Annotated in this window: 14 protein-coding genes, 2 pseudogenes and 1 CRISPR repeat array; of the genes and pseudogenes, 4 read left to right on the top strand and 12 right to left on the bottom strand. The window is 66.9% G+C overall.

Translation table 11 applies throughout. The features are described 5' to 3' along the window. Positions 1-1,978, bottom strand: a pseudogene (locus E4M07_RS29945) (calcium-binding protein); the annotation flags it as partial. A 327-nt stretch (positions 1,979-2,305) separates the two neighbouring features. On the opposite strand from E4M07_RS29945, the gene E4M07_RS27020 reads away from it, so the two are divergent. The 3 genes from E4M07_RS27020 to E4M07_RS27030 all read left to right on the top strand — a co-directional run bounded on the left by E4M07_RS27020 (position 2,306) and on the right by E4M07_RS27030 (position 4,508). After that, a complete protein-coding gene (locus tag E4M07_RS27020; RefSeq protein WP_136661533.1) occupies positions 2,306-2,503 on the top strand; it encodes a hypothetical protein in 198 nt (65 codons plus the stop codon). Beyond that, positions 2,500-3,663, top strand: coding sequence for a transferrin-binding protein-like solute binding protein (locus E4M07_RS27025; protein ID WP_136661534.1), 1,164 nt, complete (start codon positions 2,500-2,502; stop codon positions 3,661-3,663). Before E4M07_RS27020 ends, E4M07_RS27025 begins: the two co-directional genes overlap by 4 nt. A gap of 68 nt (positions 3,664-3,731) precedes the next feature. Further along, a complete protein-coding gene (locus E4M07_RS27030; protein WP_169054425.1) occupies positions 3,732-4,508 on the top strand; it encodes a calcium-binding protein in 777 nt (258 codons plus the stop codon). A 426-nt stretch (positions 4,509-4,934) separates the two neighbouring features. On the opposite strand, the gene E4M07_RS27035 is transcribed toward E4M07_RS27030, so the two are convergent. Next, entirely contained in the window at positions 4,935-5,852 is a 918-nt protein-coding gene (locus tag E4M07_RS27035) for a LysR family transcriptional regulator (RefSeq protein WP_169054426.1), read from the bottom strand. A 22-nt stretch (positions 5,853-5,874) separates the two neighbouring features. Continuing rightward, a complete protein-coding gene (locus tag E4M07_RS27040; protein ID WP_136661537.1) occupies positions 5,875-6,075 on the bottom strand; it encodes a hypothetical protein in 201 nt (66 codons plus the stop codon). 287 nt (positions 6,076-6,362) lie between these two features. On the opposite strand from E4M07_RS27040, the gene E4M07_RS29230 reads away from it, so the two are divergent. Further along, on the top strand, positions 6,363-6,530 hold the full coding sequence (locus E4M07_RS29230) for a hypothetical protein (RefSeq protein WP_169054427.1): 168 nt from the start codon (positions 6,363-6,365) through the stop codon (positions 6,528-6,530). Positions 6,531-6,675: 145 nt separating this feature from the next. Beyond that, positions 6,676-7,404: a CRISPR direct-repeat array (repeat unit 37 nt; unit sequence GTTTCAATCCCCTCTTGGGCGGGGCACGCCGCGCGGC). 198 nt (positions 7,405-7,602) lie between these two features. Here the strand turns inward: E4M07_RS29230 and cas2 are convergent. The 9 genes and pseudogenes from cas2 to cas6 all read right to left on the bottom strand — a co-directional run bounded on the left by cas2 (position 7,603) and on the right by cas6 (position 18,086). After that, positions 7,603-7,890 carry a CRISPR-associated endonuclease Cas2 gene (cas2, locus tag E4M07_RS27045; protein ID WP_136661538.1) on the bottom strand — a complete coding sequence of 96 codons (288 nt, stop codon included), beginning with the start codon at positions 7,888-7,890 and terminating at the stop codon, positions 7,603-7,605. Then, positions 7,887-8,918: pseudogene (cas1, locus tag E4M07_RS27050) on the bottom strand (CRISPR-associated endonuclease Cas1). Before cas1 ends, cas2 begins: the two are co-directional and overlap by 4 nt. A gap of 201 nt (positions 8,919-9,119) precedes the next feature. Next, a complete protein-coding gene (locus E4M07_RS27055) occupies positions 9,120-10,427 on the bottom strand; it encodes a TIGR02710 family CRISPR-associated CARF protein (protein WP_136661539.1) in 1,308 nt (435 codons plus the stop codon). Further along, a complete protein-coding gene (cmr6, locus tag E4M07_RS27060; RefSeq protein ID WP_169054428.1) occupies positions 10,424-12,505 on the bottom strand; it encodes a type III-B CRISPR module RAMP protein Cmr6 in 2,082 nt (693 codons plus the stop codon). The genes E4M07_RS27055 and cmr6 overlap by 4 nt, the downstream gene beginning before the upstream one ends. After that, positions 12,502-12,921 carry a type III-B CRISPR module-associated protein Cmr5 gene (cmr5, locus tag E4M07_RS27065; protein ID WP_136661541.1) on the bottom strand — a complete coding sequence of 140 codons (420 nt, stop codon included), beginning with the start codon at positions 12,919-12,921 and terminating at the stop codon, positions 12,502-12,504. The genes cmr6 and cmr5 overlap by 4 nt, the downstream gene beginning before the upstream one ends. After that, on the bottom strand, positions 12,921-13,817 hold the full coding sequence (gene cmr4, locus E4M07_RS27070) for a type III-B CRISPR module RAMP protein Cmr4 (RefSeq protein WP_136661542.1): 897 nt from the start codon (positions 13,815-13,817) through the stop codon (positions 12,921-12,923). Before cmr4 ends, cmr5 begins: the two co-directional genes overlap by 1 nt. Next, positions 13,810-14,955 carry a type III-B CRISPR module-associated Cmr3 family protein gene (locus E4M07_RS27075; protein ID WP_136661543.1) on the bottom strand — a complete coding sequence of 382 codons (1,146 nt, stop codon included), beginning with the start codon at positions 14,953-14,955 and terminating at the stop codon, positions 13,810-13,812. The genes cmr4 and E4M07_RS27075 overlap by 8 nt, the downstream gene beginning before the upstream one ends. After that, positions 14,948-17,512 carry a type III-B CRISPR-associated protein Cas10/Cmr2 gene (cas10, locus tag E4M07_RS27080; protein WP_169054429.1) on the bottom strand — a complete coding sequence of 855 codons (2,565 nt, stop codon included), beginning with the start codon at positions 17,510-17,512 and terminating at the stop codon, positions 14,948-14,950. The genes E4M07_RS27075 and cas10 overlap by 8 nt, the downstream gene beginning before the upstream one ends. Beyond that, the gene (cas6, locus tag E4M07_RS27085; RefSeq protein WP_169054430.1) at positions 17,505-18,086 is read right to left on the bottom strand and encodes a CRISPR system precrRNA processing endoribonuclease RAMP protein Cas6; all 582 of its coding nucleotides are present in this window, start codon (positions 18,084-18,086) and stop codon (positions 17,505-17,507) included. Before cas6 ends, cas10 begins: the two co-directional genes overlap by 8 nt. Between the last annotated feature and the right edge of the window lie 68 nt (positions 18,087-18,154).

Raw genomic sequence — 18,154 nt, forward strand, 5'->3', positions numbered from 1 at the left:
TCCCGTAGCTCCCGTAGCCGGTGATCACGGTGTCATGGCCGCTTTGCTTGATGTCGAGGTCGGAGAACTTCAGGTCGCCCTTGATGACGAGGATGTCCGTCCCGTCCTCGAAGTCAAGGATAGTGTCGGTCCCGTCCCCCGCGCCGAACACGAACCGGTCGGACCCGTCCCCGCCATGAAGGGTATCATTGCCCTTGCCGCCCTCGAGCGTGTCGTCTCCGCTCCCGCTGAAGTAATGGGTCGTTTCCGATTGCGTCGCCGCCCAATAGGTAACCTGTATCGTCCCCCCATAAAGGGTGTCATCCCCGTCCCCGCCATGAAGGGTATCGTTGCCTTGGCCCCCAAACATCTCGTCGTCGCCGTCGTCACCGTGCAGCGTATCCACGCCGTCGCCCCCATGCATACTGTCGTTGCCGGCCCCGCCATGAAGGGTGTCGTTGCCGGACCTGTCATCAAGGCGGCTGCTCCCGCCAAGAAGGTGGTCGTCGCCGTCCCCGCCATAAAGGTGGTCGTCGCCGTCCCCGCCATAAAGGTAGTCTTTATCGGCCCCGCCATAAAGGTGGTCGTCGCCGGCCCTGCCATAAAGGTTGTCTTCGCCGGCCCCGCCATAAAGGGTGTCGTCCCCGCCTTCGATATCCGGCTTTCCTTCAAAATAGTAACGATTTCCGACACGCACTCCAAGGGGGTAGTATGACTCTATGCCAGAAAAGTACATTACATAATGTTCTTCGTCACCATAAAGGCTGTCGCGACCGTCCCCGCCATAGAGGTGGTCCTTGCCGTTCCCGCCCTGAAGGCGGTCGGCGCCCGGTGTGCCGCGCTGCGTTTTGAAGTCCGGCGCCTGCTGCTGCGTACCAGCGGGTGACCGGGTTTGCTCCTCGCCGGGCGCCTGCTGCTGCGTGCCGGGCAGGGGCGCATTGCCGCCGTTCCCGCCGTCCCTGACGCCGGCGCCGTGGACGCCCTGGCCGCCGCCGGGCGGCGTGTGGGGCAGCGCGAAGTCGTCCGCGCCGAGCGTTGCCGCCGACACGCCCGCCAGCCGGATGGTGTCGCCGCCGCCGCCGTAGCGGATGATGGCATCGTCGCCGATCTGCCCGATGACCAGTTCCGCGAACCCGCCGCTCACCCCGTCGATGCGGATCGTGTCGCCCTTTCGGAAATCGACAATGGTGTCGCGCCCGTCTCCCGCCGCGAACGCGAAGACATCGGCGCCCTTGCCGCCCCACAGCGTGTCGTCGCCGGCGCCGCCGTTCAGCATGTCGTCGCCCCAGCCGCCCCTCAGCGTGTCGGCGCCGGCGCCGCCGTTCAGCGTGTCGTCGCCCTTTTTGCCCCTCAGCGTGTCATTGCCCCGCCCGCCCGTCAGCGTGTCGTCGCCCTTGCCGCCGCCCAGCGTGTCGGCGCCGGCGCCGCCGTTCAGCGTGTCGTCGCCCCGGCCGCCGCCCAGCGTGTCGTCGCCCCCGCCGCCGTTCAGCGTGTCGTCGCCCCGGCCGCCCGTCAGCGTGAGGTTGGGAACGAAGTGGAAGCGGTCCGCGCCGAGCGTTGCCGCCGTCACGCCCACCAGCCGGATGGTGTCGCCATCGCCGTAGCGGATGACGGTATTGTTGCCGACCTGCTCGATGACCAGTTCCTCGAACCCGCCCGGCACGCCGGCCATCTCGATGCTGTCGCCGTCCCCGAAGTCGGCAATGGTGTCGTGCCCGTCTCCCGCCGCGAACGCGAAGGTGTCGTTGCCCAGGCCGCCGCTGAGGTAGTCGTCGCCCCCGCCGCCGTTGAGCACGTCGTCGCCCCTGCCGGCCCACAACGTGTCGTTATCACCACCACCATACAGCGTGTCGTCACCGTCGCCGCCCCACAGCGTGTCGGCGCCGCCGCCGCCCCAGAGCCTGTCGTTGCCGTTTTCGCCGGAAAGCTTGTCGGAGCCCTCGGTCCCTGTGAGCGTGTCCGCAGCATTACCACCATAAACTGTTTCGTCGCGTGCCATGTTTCCTCTCCCGTGATCGCGTGTCGTGTACCGGATACCTTGCGTGCCGGATACCTTGCGTGAAAGTGTACCCCCCCCGGGATGGATGTGGCTATGGAATGAATAGGCAAACGCGCCGGAGCGGACCCGCGAAAGGGCGGAACGATGATTTCCGCCGCAGGGCACCCAACGGGGCAGGACCCTGCGACAAGCGAAGCTGCTTGCAAACCCGATGGGGGGCCACCGTTCGGAAATGCGGATAAACCATGCCTATGGAAACAATCACTCCGATGGTTGTCCGTAAATCATAGCAATGGATCCCATGAGCTTGTTCAAAAGGTGCGTGCAATGGGTAACTCTGAAGCAGCCAGTGCCAGCGGGAATGCTCCGGCGAATGGTTTTCAGTTGCAAAATGCACAGGCGGTATCGGCGAAGGCGGCCAGGGCGGCGGCCGCGACCACGCTGACGACGGCGGTGGAGCACCGCCTGGCGGCCGAGGCGGCGCTGAAGACGACGGCAAGGCGACCTACAGGGTCGGCGACGTGACGATCGTTGCGGCCGCGCCGAAGACCACCATGACAGGAGACGGCAAGACGGTCGTGACCGGGCGGCTCAAAGACTGGATCACCACCCAGAACACCGGCCGGGCGGCCGTCCCCTACCGGGCCAAGAGCGGCGAGACCCCGGAGCGCCTGGCCCAGCCGGCTGTTGCGGCGCGCCGCATTGGCATCGGCAGCATAACCGACTCCGCCGATGACAGCGCGCGCCTGGTGCTGGTCGACAAGTACGTGACCCCCGACACCGACACGACGGCCGGGATCTACAGGACCGATGCGCGTCCCAGTTACACCTGGGGGTTTGACGGAACGATAACCGACACCACGCCCTACGGCACGACCAGTATTGGACAGAACACCTATGTGATCAGGCGGGCGCAGGGCGTGTTCTACCTGGCGACCGGCCCCGCTGGTGCCCCGAGAGCGAAGCCCGGCGGTGGTGGATCGACGGACGCCAACCGGTACACCGTCACCGCCAGTGCGGAGCCCGAGAACACCAACGAGGAGAACGGCATCTACTACTTCGATGCCGCCAATGGCGTCAGGACCTGGCTGAAGCGGGAGAGTCTCTCGGGCGACACAATCACGTACCAATACGTCTCCGTCCTGGAGGGTGTCCGGTTCCCGGCGGCGCGGTCCTTCGAGCACCTGAACTACGGCGTCTGGGCGGGTCTGAAGGAGGATGGCGACACGCGCGCCGGCCTGGGCACGGGGTTCGTCGCCACGCTGCCCGACGGCAAAATGACCCCGGCCGATGACATGCCGGCCACCGGCACCGCCACCTACCGGGGCGGCTGGACGGGCCATGTGCGCGCCGCGGCCGCGGACGGCGATGGCGCGGTCGCGGCCTGGTCGAATACCATGACGGCAACGGCCGACTTCGAAGACAACACCCTCGAGACCACGCTGACCGGCCTGGCCACGCTGGAGGGCGATATCGACGGCAACGGGTTCTCGGGCACCGATGTCAGCGGCGTCGGCACCACAGGCGGGCTGACCGGCGGCGACCGGTACACCGGCAAGTTCAGCGGCAATTTCTTCGGCCCGGAGTTCGAGGAGATCGGCGGCGTGTTCGACATCACCTCCGAGGGAGCAAAGGCGGGCGCGGCCCGCGGCGCCTTCGGCGGGCGCAAGGGCAGCGCCGAGTAACGGGGCCCCTGCGCGCCAGGCGATGACGCGCTGCGAACATGAAGCATTTGGAAATGAAGGAGGATCCGATGGGATACGGGATCAATACTGCTATTTGGCTACGTGTTGAGCGGCGACTTAAGTACGGCACGGATGGCGACGATGAAATGAAGGGCGACTGGACGTGGGAATATTTTATCAGCAAGGGCGGCGACGATATTATCCATGCGGGCGGCGGCAGCGACGTTGTTTCGGGCGGCAATGGTGTCGACGAATTTCACGGCGGCGATGGCGATGACGAACTGTGGGGTTTTGGGGGTAACGACGAGTTACATGGCGACGATGGTCACGACAAGATCTTCGGTGGTCACGGCAATGACACGTTGTACGGTGGCAAGGGCAAGGACCGCATATATGGCAATTGGGGACACGACCGCATATATGGCGACAAGGGACACGACCGCTTGTCGGGTGGCGATGGTGACGACATGTTGTACGGTGGCGAGGGTGAGGACTTTCTGGAGGGCGGCGCCGGAGACGATGTGCTGAAAGGCAATGAAGGCGACGACCGGTTGCTTGGCGGTTCCGGAGATGACACGTTGTACGGCGGCAAGGGCAACGACAAGCTGCGCGGTGGTGCCGGACAGGACACCTTTGTTTTCCGGCGCGACACCGGAGATGACATCATCAAGGACTTTGAGGACGGGATTGATACAATCTGGATCAAGGGCCGGACCACCTTCCGGGATATTACCATCACGCAAGTTGGTGACGATGCGGTGATCGCCTACAATGACGTAACAATCACACTTCGTGGCACACAAGCCGATATCCTCGACGTTGGGGACTTCAGCTTCGTGGGTTAAGGGATCCCGGTAGCGCGCTATCCTATCACGCGTCCGCAGGCGGCCAGTGCGAAACGGCCTGAGTGTACATCATATACGGTTCGACGCCTGTGTCATTCATCCGGCGATCCACGGCAAAGCAAATTGTCCGGTTTTTGTTTGTTGACGAGAGTTTTGGGACCGAGCCCTGCCAATCGAATGGTTTCAGACCGGGGGAACAGGAATGGCGCGCCTGGTAAGGATGAACGGTCCGGCGCAATACGGGTCGATGAGGCGCGCATTCGCGATCATTCCCGGCGGTCGATGCGGAAACGGGCAGTTCGCGCCGTGCCGGCCGCGACAGGCGGCGCACAGTGGGGAAATTCATTCGGCGTTGACAGGGGTGTGTCCCAGTCGGGCGCTTTGCCAGGCCGCGGTGATTTGCACCGCTGCCTGAGCATGCACAGGTTACGATGACGCGATCCGGGCGGCGCGGTCCTGGAAGGTGCGGCGCCGGGCGCCCTTCCAGTCCGCCGAACAGAGCAGGCCCGTCAGTGCGGCGGCGGCGGGGGTCCGTTCGGTTGCCGCGGGCGCGTAGAGGCATACGCTTCGTTTCAGCTTCATGCCGCTGACCGCGACCGTCCGGATCCCGCGGCCGGCGCCGACGCTTTCGGGAATGACGCATGCCCCCAGGCCGGCGCTGATGAACGCGATCGCATCCTTGTCCTGCCTGACATGGCAAGCCTTGCCGGGATCGATGCCGGCCCTGTCGAACAGGTCGGCGATGTCCGGATGGTTCTCGCAATAGGGCCGGATCATGAGCGGAACGTCGCGCAGCTGCGAAAGTTCGATGGCCTGTCCGGCGCAGGGGTGGCATTCGCTGACGGCCAGTACGAAGTCCTCATCGAACAGCGCAAGCCTGTGCACACGCCGCCGGTCCGCGCCGAGCGGTCCCGCGATGGCCAGTTCCGCCTCACCCTTCTCGAGCCGGTCGACGATTTCGGCGGCGGTGCCCCTGAGGTAGCCGATCTCGAGCGCGGGAAACTTGCGGTTCAAGGCCATGAGGTGCCCTGCAAGCAGGTCCATGGAGACCGTGTGCGAAATCGCCAGCCTCAACGGCGCCTGTTCGCCGCGCAACCGCCTTTCGGCCAGGGCCTTGGCGTCGAGGGCGCTGGCGTGACACCGCTTCAGGAGCGGCAGCATCGAGCGGCCGAGTTCGGTCAGGTGCGTATGCGAGCGCTCCCTGCAAAGCAGGGCGCCGCCCAGTTCCTCCTCCAGTTCCCTGATGGCCCGCGTCAGGCTCGGCTGTCTCACGCGGCATTGTTGCGCGGCCCGCGTGAAATTCAGCGTCTCGGCAACGGCCAGAAAATATCTTACACAATGCATGCGCATCGCGCGGTCCCGCGGATCAGTCCGACACGCGGGACTGTTCGGCAATGAACAACAGGCCGGTGGCCCGCCGCCGCCCGCCGCGCGGCGCCCCTGCCGGGTCGGACCGGACCCCCCGGCCTTGCGCAAGGGCGGCCTTTGCCGCGCCTTTGCGGGCCGGGGCGTATGCGAAGCCGTCCCTTGCGCCGTTGAAGACCATCGTCGTGCCGGTCAGTGCCATCGCCCCGTTTCCTTCTACCTTCACAAACCCGTTGCCGGAACGGCCCCGTACCCGTCGACGCCGCGCGGTCCTGCCGCGGAAATCGCGTCACAGGCACAGCGTGCATCACGATTGTTGCAATTTCGAGGCATATTCCCGACGCCGCCGGCCGCGCTGCGTCGTCTCCAATTGACGCCCGGTGTTGCCGGTCTCGACGTTCTCCCGGTGAACCGTGAGGCGGTCGGGCGGAGCGGTGGCCGCCCTGGCGTCGCCGACGGCGCCCGGGGCATTCGCCAAAGGCCAGGTTCGTGGCGGTGATGATCAAGATGCGCTCGCAGGGCCTGCTGATGTTGAACATGACATGCTGGCGGATCCGCACGACATGCGCAATCTATGGCAAGGCGCGCTGGCTGGTTGCTTTCAACCGGCATCTTCCCGCCGTTCCTGTCATCAAACTTGCGGCGATCCCCGGTTGATCATGACACCGCTGCATCAGCCACAGGGGTCGCAACCTGACACGGCGAACGGCCCTTTCAGCAGTTGTGGCGGCATCGGAATTTGTCATGACTGCCAGCCGTCGTATTTCAGGTTCTCGACACGGCGAAACGCAGCCACAACTTCGTTTCAATCCCCTCTTGGGCGGGGCACGCCGCGCGGCAGGGCCGACCATGAGCGCCGCCGATGCGCTGGGTGAGATCGTTTCAATCCCCTCTTGGGCGGGGCACGCCGCGCGGACGGCCGCCGCCGTGAAGGAGAATGACAATGAAAATGAAAGTTTCAATCCCCTCTTGGGCGGGGCACGCCGCGCGGCTTGTCGTCGACTGGATCGCCGAGCACCACCAGCGGTCGATGTTTCAATCCCCTCTTGGGCGGGGCACGCCGCGCGGCCGCGACGATGCGCGAGCGACGCGGGCGCGTCGAGGCATGTTTCAATCCCCTCTTGGGCGGGGCACGCCGCGCGGCGGCACGCAGCCCGCACGGATACGGCGACGAGACGGCAGGGCGTTTCAATCCCCTCTTGGGCGGGGCACGCCGCGCGGCACGGCGAAATGATCGAATCCCACGCGCCGGATTTCACCGGGTTTCAATCCCCTCTTGGGCGGGGCACGCCGCGCGGCAGCTGAAATCCTCTACCTCACGAGCGCCAATCTCAATGCGTTTCAATCCCCTCTTGGGCGGGGCACGCCGCGCGGCCGGGAGAGCGAAACTCATTCAGATTTTCCGCGTCGGCCATGTTTCAATCCCCTCTTGGGCGGGGCACGCCGCGCGGCCGGAACAAGTGCTTTTTGTTCCGCACTCCTGGAGTACTCGGAGTTTCAATCCCCTCTTGGGCGGGGCACGCCGCGCGGCCTACCCCTCACATTTTTCAGAAAAGACATACGGTTGCAAGCTGTTTTTTCGTAACCGCGGCTTCGCCGCTGCATGCATGGACACCAGGGGCGGTCGTCCAGGCTTCCTTGCTTCCGATATGCTTTCAAAAACATGGTGTTGCGCGATATTCCCAACCATGATCCATATTTTGTCCATTGCGGGGTTACGAACATGTCGTCATACGATGTACACCTGCTCGTCCCCGATACGCGGCGCCAGTTCCAGCTTGCCGAAATACTGCACCTTACGGTCGCAAGCCGCGCACAATGTATATACAATCAGGCTGTCGTTTTCTTTATCCAGCAAAGGCGTCATGCGGTCGATACAGGCGCGCATCGCCCGATCGTCCACCGGCAGTTCGAACACGCTTTCCTGAATACGGTCGCCAAGGGCGTCGAGAATCCGCGCAACCGCGAAGCGGCGCCGGTCGTCGGCGATATCGTAACAGACGACAAAGCGCGTCATCGCGCCGCGGCCAGCATAGCAGCGACATAGGGTTCGTTTCCGCGCAGATGCGCCGCCAGCCGGTCGGCCTGGCGCCGCATCGCCTCTTCCACGGAAAGGTCTTCGCCAAGGCCGGCCATGCGCGCATCGAGAAAGCCCTCCCAGGCGCGCAGGAAACGGCGCAGTCCGCTTTTGGTCAGCCTGACGCCGCAGGTACGCAGGTCGGTCTCGAAACAGGCGGGCCGCACCTGACGCCGGTTGCACAGGCGCAACACGAAACGGTCGACGACGGGATGGCGGAATTCCTCCATCATGTCGAGCGCGAGCGCGGGCCGGCCGGAGCGCGGCCGGTGCAGAAACCCGAGATACGGATCCAACCCGCGCGCCTCAAGCAGGCCGGCGATGCGGTTGGCCAGCAGCACGTATCCGAGCGACAAAAGGGCGTTGGCCGGATCGGGCGGCGGCCTGCGGCGGCGCGCCGCGAAACGTATTTCGCCGGAAAACGCATGAACGAGCGTGGAGAAATAGCGGCCGGCACCCTCACCCTCGATGCCGAGCAGCGTTTCGCAGTCGGGCGCCGCGGCGGCGCGTTCGCGCAGGCGCCGCAAACGGGCGATGGCAACCGGGAACGCCGGTTCGCGCGGCCGGTTGGAGCGCAGCGCCGACAGCAGCCCTTCGGCGTTGGCGAGCTTGGCGTCGACGAAAGCCCGGCCGAGCGCCAGGGCGGCAGCGACGTCTTCGGCAAGGCGGAACTGTCGGAGCCGCAGGTCGGCGGTGCGCGAAAGCGCCGGAACGAGTCGCCCGCGCAGCCGGCCGCCGCGAGACAGCTAGGAAACGGCGATGCCGCCATCGAGGCACAGACGCGCCGCCTCGGCCGTCAGGTGGATACGGCCAACGAAGACGACCGTTTCCAGCCGGTGCGGCTCGACCTCCAGGAGAAGGCGGTCCTCAGATACGCCGCCAGCGGAATCGCCCGCCGCTGTGACGATCAGCGAACCGCCGCGCCGGCGCACGGTCGCTCCCGGCTCCGTCACATAAAGGACGGTCACCGGCGCGTCTCCGTTGCGGGCCGGATCGTCCGGCCGCGGCGGCTGCAGCCACCGGCCGGATGGATTGCGCAGCGCGGCCGCGCGAAAGCCAATAACGCCCCGGGGCCGGTTCGCCCGGTCCGTTTACCGCCGTCTGTCAACGTTCCGATCCCTTTCCGCCTAGCGCCCCGCCGGCCGGCTTTCCGGTTGCCGACATCCGGATCAGCACACGGCGCCGAAGCGTTGCGGGTCGACGGCCGGAACGTCGCGGCAGCTCTCCTCCTGGTCCCGCGACAGCAGAGCGGCGAGCGGGTCGTAGAGTTCGCCGAGCGACTGTCCGTCGAGATCCGCCGCTCTGAACCCGTGGATCAGGATGCTCATATTGCGGTCTTTCAGACCCTTTTTTTGTCCCAGTCGCAGAAGTTCCCTGGCCAGCGGATCCCCAAGATGCTTCAGAAACCGGCCGGACTGCTCGCGCGACATGGTCAGGCACCTTTGCTGACCTGCGGAGCCGAGATCGTGGCTGCCCTTCTTCTCCAAGTGTTCCCGGAACGACCGAACGTCCCGATGACCCGGATCGATATTGGCGCTGTCATGCCCGCGGTCGAACAGCCGCACCTGGCCGATCAGTTCCAGCACGCGGTAGCCGCGCAGCAGCGCGTCCTCGAACCGATTCAACTCAATGCAGCGGCGGCCGTTTTCCAGAAGGTCGACGGCGACGGCGCGCAGCCACACCGCAAAGGCCTCGTGGTCTTGGCGGTCCGGCTGTTCCGCCAGCCGGCGCACGACGGCGCATTCGGCCGCAAGGGCGCGGTGGGCGGCGGGATCGTCGGCCTGGAGTTCTGTCGCCTCGTCGCAGGCGCGCCGGTAATCGAGCCGGTCCCAAGCCGACCAGAAGGCCGCGAGACGGCGCAACCGCGCGGCCTCCTGCGCGAAATCGGAATGAACCGCGCCGCCTTCAGTATCCGGCACAAGGTTCCGGACGGCGGCGAAGGCACCGCGCTGCATCAGCTTCCGGGCATCGTCGAGGAGGCGGCGCATGGTCGTCCTGTCGGTGCGCAGATGGCTCACAATCTCGGTACCGGGCCGCACCATGCCGCGGCCGTCGCGAGCGCCGTGAACGTAGCGAAGCTCGGATATTTCATGCCGCGCGGCGGCAAGCACCAGCGCCGCGCTCATCGCCTTGGTGCCGCGGGTGAAATCCACGACAATGTCCGCCGGCGCGTATCCGTCCTCCACGAGCTTGTTCAGTACGCCGTCGAAATGGCAAAAAGAGGCGTCGGGGTCGTTCTCATATCCATTAACGGGCAGGGGCTCAATGCCGACCCTTGCCGGCAGGTCCCTGATACGGGCCGCAATCGTACGCGCATGGCCGACGGTCAGCGCCGACGGCAGCAGGACCGCCCGCTTCCATGCCCCGGTTTCGAGGCTCCTTTGCAGCGGCCGGAACAGGGACTCCTCCAGGCGATCGATGTCGCCGGTGCCGACCGTCAGGACCAGGACCCTTTGACGTGTTTCGCCTGTCTTCATGGGCGCTGCCCCTTCTGTTTCGCCTTGGGCGCGGGTCGCGCCAGCCTTTGCTCGATTTCCTGCGTCGGCCACCAGAAATCAGCATCCTTCAGCCTTGCGCTTTTGACGATGAGCCGCACCTCGTCGCCCGGCTGGCTGTCGGACGGCACGTCCCCGGTATTGTGGATATGGCCCTCCAGCCCGGTTTCGACCTCTCTCGCCTTCCAGCCGCCCTTCTTCGTCTTGTCCTCCAGCAGTTCCGCCGTAACGCGCTGTTTGTTGCTGAGCGGAGACGCCGCCGGCAGCCCGCCCGCCTCGTGTCTTCGCCCGGGCCGCGGGACCGCGAGCGTTTCGGAGGGCAGCTCATGCCGCATTTTCTCGCAAAGCCGCTCCAGCACGTCGCGGCGCGCATCCGGACAGTCGCCGTCCGCAAACCCGATCAGCCGGACGGCCAGCTTTCCTCCGTTCCCGCAGGCGAGGCTGATATGCAACGGCGAGGCGAGACGGCCGGTTTCATTGCCGGGGCCTTTGGCGCCCCTGCGCGGCAGGCCGAGCATGCACAGCCTGTCGGGCTCTTTCCGCTTCAGGCCGCGAACGAACTCCCGGTAGATTTCGCCGGTGCGGCCGAGAACAACACAGGGATTCGTAAAGCGCGTTTCGATCTCGAACGGGCCGACGCGCTTTTCAAGCGACGCCGATCCCGCCGTGCCGGCGCCATCTTCGAGCCCGCAAAGGCGGCGAAAATCCGCGCCCACCTTGAGACAGTCCTCAAGGGAGGCGACGCCACCCGCATCGATGTCGTCGAAGGAGCCGAAGCCCTTGCGGGATTTCGACCCGGCGCCGCCGTGGCGGGCGAGCAGCCAGAGCGCGGCTTCGGCCTGGCGCAGGAGCTTTTCGGCCGGAACGTCCGCGCCTTTCCGGACGCGCGCCGCAATAGCAAGGCGCCATGCGTCGCCTGGCCGGCGACAGAACCGGTCATTCATGCCGTAGGAGATATAGGAAAGGCCCTGGGAGACATTGTTGGAAAGGCCCTGGGAGACATTGTTCGGCCAGGACGACGGGTCGCCATTGCCGTCCTGCCGCCGCAGCGACAGGCTTATCGCGCCGCCGCGCTCCGTATCGCCCCAGACCTCCGCCTCCAGGCAGCGCAGGGACGCGCAATCCAGATGACCGGCATGCAGGGTGCGCCACCACCAGCGCAACAGGCCGCGCAGCGTCGCCGGGCGCAGGTCGCAATCGGCGGCTGTGCGACGCGCGCCGGCAAGAAACGCGGGGGAGACCAGCCGGAGGAGGCACTCGCTGCGCGGCGGGACCTGTGGCGGCGCGGACGCCGGGCCTTTCGCGTCGATGCGGCCATAGCCCGCCGCGGTCTTCGCCCCGGCGCCGCCGTGCAGCAAAGCGGCGCGCATCCAGCCGGCGACCTCGTCGAGCAGGCCGTCATCCGCCGGGCGCAGGTCCGACAGGGCGAAATCGAAGACCGTTCCGGCGGCGACAGTCAGAAAGAAGGATGGATCCGGGTCCTCCCGGTCGTCCGGCGGTCGCTCGCCGCGATAATATTTCCCGTAATGAACGTTGACGATGTCGCGTTCCAGCTTCGGCCAGTCGACGGGCCATGCGTCGTGAAAGACGATCCGGCCGGCCATGCGGCCGTTTCCGAAGACCGTGTCGATTCGGTCAGGGCAAACGGAGCCGTCCGCTTCGCCGCAAGCCTCCAGCGTCTGCGCCCATGCGCGGGTCATGCCCTTCAGTCCGGTCCCCGGCAGCCACGCGAAGCCGTAGACGGGATGCAGGGCAAGACCGGCGTTCTCCAGCGCGCCGGCGCGCGACAGATGCAGCGTCAACGGGCCCGCCGTCGTTCCCCGGAAGCGGAGTGCGCGGAGCCGGACCAGCATCGTTGCGCGGCGGGCGCGCAGTTCTTTGAGCAATTCAGGGTCACCGACGCAAGCGGCCACGGCATCGATCGCCCGGGACTGGCACTGCTGGTTCTTGCCCTGGGACAGCTTGTCGAGCCGCAGGCCGGGATGCCTGTGCGTCTCATCCACCCGCCCGATCAGTTCTCTCGCCCGTTGCGGCAGAACAAGGTCCTCAGGATTCGTCATGGCCGCCGTTCCCGCCGCAGGTTTTCCGCCTCCGCAAGACGCGAAAGCCATTGCAGATAGGCCAGCGCCTCTTCGGTCGCCCGGCGCAGCAGGTCGGCGTCGCCCTCGACGATGCGGCGCAGCAGGCGGCAGGCGGCGTCACCGTCGCCCTCCCCCTGCGGCGGTTGCGGCCCGAGGCGCGACAGTACCCAGTCGGCGACCTTGTTCGCAACTTTGGCTTTCGCTCCTCCCTTGGCGGCAGCGAAGGCGAGCGCGTGGCCGAGCCCGGCGGTGGCGATGCGTACCGGTAAGCGCTTCGCCTCGCGCCCGTAGTCTTTAACATCGTCGTTCCCGTCCGTTTCGCGAACGACGTCCTGAACGGCGCACCAGGCATCTTCGGCGCGGCGCTGCTCCAGCGTCTGTTTCTTTCCATCCATCAGCACTGCTCTCCTTCGCGCGGCGCCAGGCGGACGGCGCACAGTCCCTTGCCCAGTGTCGCGTTGCCGCCGATCTGCAGCGTGTCCGGCAACGCCTCGCGCAAACGCCGCAGAATGTCGGCGGCCTTGTCTGTGTGATCCTCGCGGCGGCTGTCACCGGCGGTCACCATCGCGTAGAACAGCGTCTCCGGCGGCAGATATTCCTCCCAGAACAGGGCGCCGTCCCTGACGGTGCCAGTCTCGCTATCGAGGCCGATGCGCGCCGAAACCTCCGTCGCATGGCTGGCAAAATGGCAGAAGGCGTCGTCCGGCAGGACGACGAGGCGGTTCCGCAACCGGCCGGCGGTCGCCGGGTCGGCGATGGCGCGGTCGGCGATCCAGGCGGCAGCGCCCGCATCGCTTGCCTCGCGCCGAAAATCGAATTCCTCAAGCATCAGGCCGTCGGGATCGATCAGCAGCGGGCTGCCCTGCGGGCAGAGCGCCCGATCGCCAGAGACCTGCGGCACGTCCGGAAAATCCGTGTCCGGCCGGCCGGCGAGCGACAGGTCACGGCGCAGCCGCTCCAGGACCGCCGGGCAGGTCGTCCATGCGAAAACGCCCTTCAGCGACCGGACGGGAAAGGCGAGAAGCCGCGCATCGGAGAACGAGAGCGCGCCGGCGTAAGGCGATCCGCTTTCCTGCGGCGGCGGTCCGAAAGCGGTGCGGGTCCAGTCCTCGTCCGCCGCACAGGTGGCGCGCAGCACGCCCTTGAGAGTGGAGCCCGGAACCGTTGGCCATCGCGTGTGCCGCTCGCGCTGGACGGGCAGGTCGACCACGCCCGTCGCCGTGCCGCCTCCCGGATGCATCGCAGTCAGGCCGTGGACGAACAGAAGCGTCGATCGGGATGTTTCATGCATGGCGCCATACTCCTGTCAGGCATTTGCCCCAGCCGAGGGCGGTGTCTTCCGGTTCTCCGATTTCCCGCGGCGCATCCGCGCTTCCGGGCGGAAGAAAGAAGACCGAGCCGGCGGCGGCGGCGAAGCGCGTCGGCCGCGGGCCGCCGCGCGCAAGATCCCACCCCGACACCGCGACATGGTCTTGAATCGCCGCGGCGACGACATTGACGCCGTCAGGCCTCCAGCCATCGAGGAAGGCCGGCGTGGTCAGGACAATGAGCCGGCCGCCGCCCGGTTCAACCGCCGAAGAACCTTGAGCCGGCGCCGTTCCGTGCGGCGCTTCGCTTGCCGTGAATGCGGCCCGCAGGCCCTCGCCGCCGAACGGCAGCAGCCGGCTTTCGCCGTCCCGCGGCAGCAAAGCGAGCGCGGCATGCGGTCCCTCGACCCTGGCCCACAGGCACACGTCCGGCCGAAGGACCAGGCGGCGCGCGGCGTAGATCATACGGTCGGCGGCGGCGCCCCCTTTGGCATCCACCGCGATGCCGGTGCGCTCCTCGAAACAGTAGAGATCGCCGTCCGCGATGAGGTCCCCGGCCCGGGGAAGCCCGCCGGCCAGAAAGCGCGACATGCCGGCGGCGCTCATCCAGCCGCTGTCGAGACGCTTCAGCGCCTCGCGTTCCCGCACCCACAGCGGAACCATCCCGGCTTCCGGCGGCGTCCAGCCGGCCGGAATGTCGGTTTCCGGCATCGGATCGAGACGCAGAATGCGGTCCGTTTTGTCGGCGATCGCGCGCAGGGAGGCGCACGCGCGATAGACAAGCGCCTCAAATCCGCCCTGCCGGTCCTTCCTGCCGAAATACGGCCCGCGAAAACGCACCGCGGCGATCGCGCCGCCCGCAGGATGGACCAACCCTTCGACAGCCTCGCCGAAACCCTTTCCGGACCGGATCAGCGCGGCCAGATATTTGAAATCGATCCCCGCCCGGCGCAGCATTTCCGTGCGCAACGCGCCGGCAACGGCCTGAGGGCCCGGCAGGCCGGAAACGGCATGGGACGCCGGGCCGAACGGGCGGCCGTCGCCGAAGAACAGCGCATCAAGCGGCTCGATGCGCAGCCAGCGCGTGCACCTGTCCGTTCCTGCTTCGTCGAATTCAGTCATCGCGTCCCCGAGCCACGAAGGACGCGCCCTGGCAGAGTTTCGTGAAGTCAAACAGCCAGTCTGACGGATCTTCCGGCGCACCGTTTGCTTTGGCGCGGCAGCGCCGGGCGTCGCGATAGGTCCGCCACATCAAAGCGATCCGCCCGCCCGGCGTTTCGTCGCCGTCGGTGCGCGGCGCGGCGGCCTTGTCCGCAAGCCGCCGGATTTCCGCCTCGACCGCCGCATCCGGCAGGTCCGCGAGCACCGCAGCATCGCCGCGCAGGCGGTAGGCCCAGCGGTCGCTCGCTGCGTCGTCGAAACTGTTGGTCAGGTCGACGAACCAGTCGGCATCGTCCCAGCCGAGCAGCGCGGCAGCGTGCTCGCCGGAACGGCGCATGAAACGCATCGCAAGCGCGTTCCTTCCCGACTTCTTGGCCTGTCTTTCCGCCTCGCGCGCGGCTCGCAACGCAAGCCGCAGATCCTCCTTGAAATGCACCCACGCGAGACCGGCGGAGATCGTCGCCTTCGATCCCATTGCCGGAGCGTCGCGGCCGCATCCCTCACGGTAGGCATTGCGCAGGTCGCGCGCGCAGATAACGGCGCGCGCCGCCGGCAGCAGCGCCAGCAGATCGTCACCGCCCGAATAGATGACCACGCCGCGGTGACGCTCCACGATATCGGGCGCGTGCTGGGACGCGAAGCGCCCGAGCGCGCCGCTGACGGCGGCGTGCAGCGCCGGGCCGACCGGACGTTTTGCATCAAGCGCCTGCGTCACCGCATCGTCGTCCAGGTCCTCGAACCAGCGCATCAGCTTTTGGTGCATGACCTCGCGGATCCGCGGCGATTTTTCACCGCGCAGCCAGCCGCCGAGATCGTCGCCGTCCATCTTGAGGACGGCGAAGTAGACGGGCGGGCGGCCGTAGCATTTGCGCGCGCTGACCAGGCGTCGCCGCAAGTCCGGCGGGGCTCCTTTCTCGCCGTCCTCTTCCAGGGAAGCGTCCGTGTCGTGCAGCCAGCGTCCGTTCCATTCCCGGTGGTCTTCCGGAAAGATTTCCGATCGTCCGAGCCATTCGGCGGCAGCCAGCGTCGCCGTGTCGGGAAACCGCAGGTCGTCGGGCTTCAGTCCGAGTTCTTCCACCAGCGCAAGCGGCCCGGCGAAGCGTTTTGTCAGACCGACGGCACACAGGCGTTCGCCCGTGCGCAGCCGCACGCCGTCGAACTGCCAGCGTTCGCACGCTTCCTTCCAGAACGCCGCCGCCGCGGAGGATTCGGCGGGGCCCGCCTGCTCGAACGCGCCGAACAGGGTGCATTTCGGCGGAACGCGCTCCGCGGCCGGTCTTTTCACCATTACCGGAACGCGGCGGACCGTGCGCTGCGCCTCCATGATCCGGGCGCTGACCTCCATCTGCGCCTGCCAGCGCCCGGCGGACTTCTGATCGTAGCCGGGCCGGGCGGCGGGCGGTATGGCGTCGGCAAGCCGTCTGACCTTCGCGGCATCGCGCCAGACGCCTTCGAAGCGCTCTTCGCCCAGCCAGCGCGCCATTTTGCGATCCTCCAGGTCGCGTTCGTGAACCACGGTCGTGTGAAAATCGAAGACCGCCTCGCACTGCGACGTCCAGTACCGGTCCCAGCCGGAGTCATGCATTCTGCTGGAAAGCGCCTCGTGCACGCTCCGCGAAATTTCCCGCCATTGCCTTTGTGCGGACCTGCGGCACAGGTCGGCGAATTCGCGCGCGCAAGCGCCGTCCCGTCCCCAGGGAACCGAGGCGACGAAGCGGTGCGGCAGCGACGGGTTCAGCAGCGAAGAACTTTCCGGCCGCGGCACACAAGCAGTTCCCGCCTTGTCGCGCAGCCAAAGGTCAACCAGCGCATTGCCGCGAAGCGCCGGAAAGACGAAGGCCGTCGGGCCGAGGCGTTCGAACACCGGGCGCATCGCCGCGAAGGCGAGCAGCGACAGGATGGCGCTGCCACTCCACAGGTCGCGCAGCGACCGCGCGGCTTCGATGAAGGGCTGCACCGGCCCGAGCGCGAATCCCAGAATGGCGCGCCCTTCGGCGCCCCTTTCGACGCCCTCCCAAAGGCTGGCGGTAATGTCCGCGTGATCGATCAGGCTGTGGTCGGGATTGCGGGTATCGGCCGGCAGGCGGTTCAGCGGGGCACCGATGCGCTCCGGCAGCAGCCGCCACAGGGCGAGGAACCTTTGTTTCGGCGAATCAAGGTTTCGCACGATGTCCTCTATCGTTTCGATGACGGCGGCCTCGTCGAGCGCCGGACAGTCAAGCATCTCGGCATCGCCACTCAGCGTATGGCGGATTTCAAGACTGCCGTTTTCCGGCCCGACGGCCCGTTCACCGTCCGGACCGGCGGTCGGCATCGGCATCCGTTCGGCGATCGCCGCCAATTGGTCGGCGAGACCTTCGTCCCGGTCAGGGGTCTGCCCGTCCTGCCGGCCGAGCGCCACGGAGGCATAACGCCTGGCCCGCGCGACATGGCCGCGAATGTCGAGCGCCTTGTCAACCGGATCGTGCATCCACACGCGCACCAGGGTTTCCCAGTCCGTTTCGACAGCCTTAGTCATGTGCCTTCCCGACATCGAGCCTGCCCAGGCCGAAAACCGTGCCCTTGCCGATATGGAGCCACTGGCCGGCCGCCAGAAGCGGCGAAAGCGCCCGGGCACCGTGTGCGATTTCGAGTGAACCGCAAACACCCCGCAAGACGATGCTTCTGTTCTGCCGTGCGGACCAGCGCGCGAAATCCCGCCGCCGCCCCCGCCAGCGTGACGCCGGCAGGCGCCGCACGCCTTCCAGCACCCGCGGCGCAAGATCCGCCGAAACGGCGACATCGGCCATACAGGTCAGCCGCCGCAGGGCGGCGACTGCAAGGTCGGAGGTCGTCGGCCGGGCGATCAGCCTGCCCCTTCTGAGGATGCGCAAGGGAATGCGGCATTCGAGACGCACGGCCGCGCCTTCCGGTAGCCGCGCCGCCAGCGCCGCCGCGGCATCGCCCAGCATCCATGTCCGGGGTTCGGGGACCGGCCGGCCGGTCGGCGAAATTCCGCACACGCGGACGATCCGGAACGGCTCGCGTCCCGGCCCCAGACCCGCCTGCGCAGCCGCCTCGAAAGCCTGCAAAGCGACCGGCGCGTGATGCACGGCCTTCGCGAGAAGGATAAGCTCTACAGCCGGGGAGACGCGTGGATTCGGCCGCGCCCGCCGCATTA

This window comes from Nitratireductor sp. XY-223 (assembly GCF_004959855.1).
In the GTDB taxonomy this organism is placed as follows: Bacteria; Pseudomonadota; Alphaproteobacteria; order Rhizobiales; family Rhizobiaceae; genus Hoeflea_A.